Annotated in this window: 1 protein-coding gene; it reads right to left on the bottom strand. The window is 57.6% G+C overall.

The genetic code is table 11. The annotated features are described in order from the left end of the window. Positions 1-279: 279 nt before the first annotated feature. The gene (locus tag AB4Y34_RS41575; RefSeq protein WP_368719275.1) at positions 280-1299 is read right to left on the bottom strand and encodes an IS110 family transposase; all 1020 of its coding nucleotides are present in this window, start codon (positions 1297-1299) and stop codon (positions 280-282) included. Positions 1300-1411 lie beyond the last annotated feature (112 nt).

A 1411-nucleotide genomic window follows, 5' to 3' on the forward strand; every position in this document is an offset into this window, starting at 1 on the left:
TTATATGAACGCCTCCCGTTTGCTAGGCTTTTGTGCGCTATGACGTGACGTAGGTTGGGCTGCACCTTTATATCCGGCCTTGTTGCAGCCTGTTGGTTGGCTGCGGGCCCCGATGAAATCCGCTGACTCGCACCTCATTTTCCGTAAGAGCTCGGAGCTCTCTGTCATATGCAGGTTTAGCGAGTCACGGTCCGACCTGATTCGTCATAGCACTCAATCGCCAACGCAACCTTTTCCCTTATCAGATGGTGAGCATTTTGTGTCGCGGGGTGACATCGTTCATGTGGGTTTCGCGCTTACGAAGTCTTTTTCATAATTTCGATCATGGGCAAGGATCGCCCAGATTGTCCGGGCAATCTTGTTAGCTAGGGCTACGAGTACCACGTTTGGTGGTCGCCGCTTTGCGATCCGCTCAACCCATGCCCCACGATTCTTCGCGTTGTACAGCACACTGCGGGCGCCGTGAATCAGGAGTGTGCGCAGATACGTATCTCCCCTTTTGCTGATCCCCAGCAAGAGCACCCTCCCACCAGAACCGGCTTGTCGAGGTACCAAACCGACCCATGCGGCAAACTCGCGCCCCGAGCTGAACGACTTGGGGTCACCCATCGTCGCAACCGCTGCCGTTGCCGTCAGCAGACCTATGCCGGGTACCTCAGCGATGCTCTTGCATGCCTTGTCCTGTCTCATCCACTCCCGCAGGCGTCGCTCTATCTCGGCAATCTGCCGGTCCAGCTTCTCCAGCCCATTCCACTGCTCGCGTAGCGTCTCAATGAGTACCGCGGGCAATCGTTCGGCCAGCCTCTCGAGCACACCGGCTATCGCTTTATCCAACGCGGACCGGCCTTTACCCATCACTTCACCGTACTCGGTCAGCAAACCTCGTATGCTGTTGATCTGCATCGTGCGGAACTTCACCAATTGCTGCCGCATCCGGTGCAGCGCCAGCACGGCCTGCTGCGCTTCGGTCTTGACCGCCACCGCCTTGCACGGCTGCTGGACTGCCAGCCAGATTGCGCGCGCATCAGCCGGGTCGTTCTTGTTGCCGATGTTGAAGGCCTTGACGAACTTCGCCGGCATCAGCTTTACCTGGTGTCCCATTTCGAGCAGCCGTCGCGCCCAGTGCTGCGATCCGCCGCAGGCTTCCATGCCGATCAGACAGGGGGCCCGGTTTGCGAAGTGCTCCAGAAACCTGGCTCGCTTGATCTGCCGGTTCACGATCTCGCCCGTTTCCGTGTCCACGTAATGGATCTGGAATACGTTCTTGGCAATGTCGACTCCTACTGGCGTGAGTTTCATTTGAAGCCTCCGGTTGGTTTGGCCTATGAACCCTCATGATCCGCCAGATGAGAATCCGCCGTCCTTCTTTGTTTCCACCGCCATCTCCGGCGGGAGGCGTTCATTCCATTTT

This window comes from Paraburkholderia sp. BR10954 (genome assembly GCF_040965775.1).
In the GTDB taxonomy this organism is placed as follows: Bacteria; Pseudomonadota; Gammaproteobacteria; order Burkholderiales; family Burkholderiaceae; genus Paraburkholderia; species Paraburkholderia youngii.

Excerpts from the sequence above, each read along its gene's own strand:
- AB4Y34_RS41575 (WP_368719275.1), bottom strand. The coding sequence starts at position 1,299 with ATGAAACTCACGCCAGTAGGAGTCGACATTGCCAAGAACGTATTCCAG.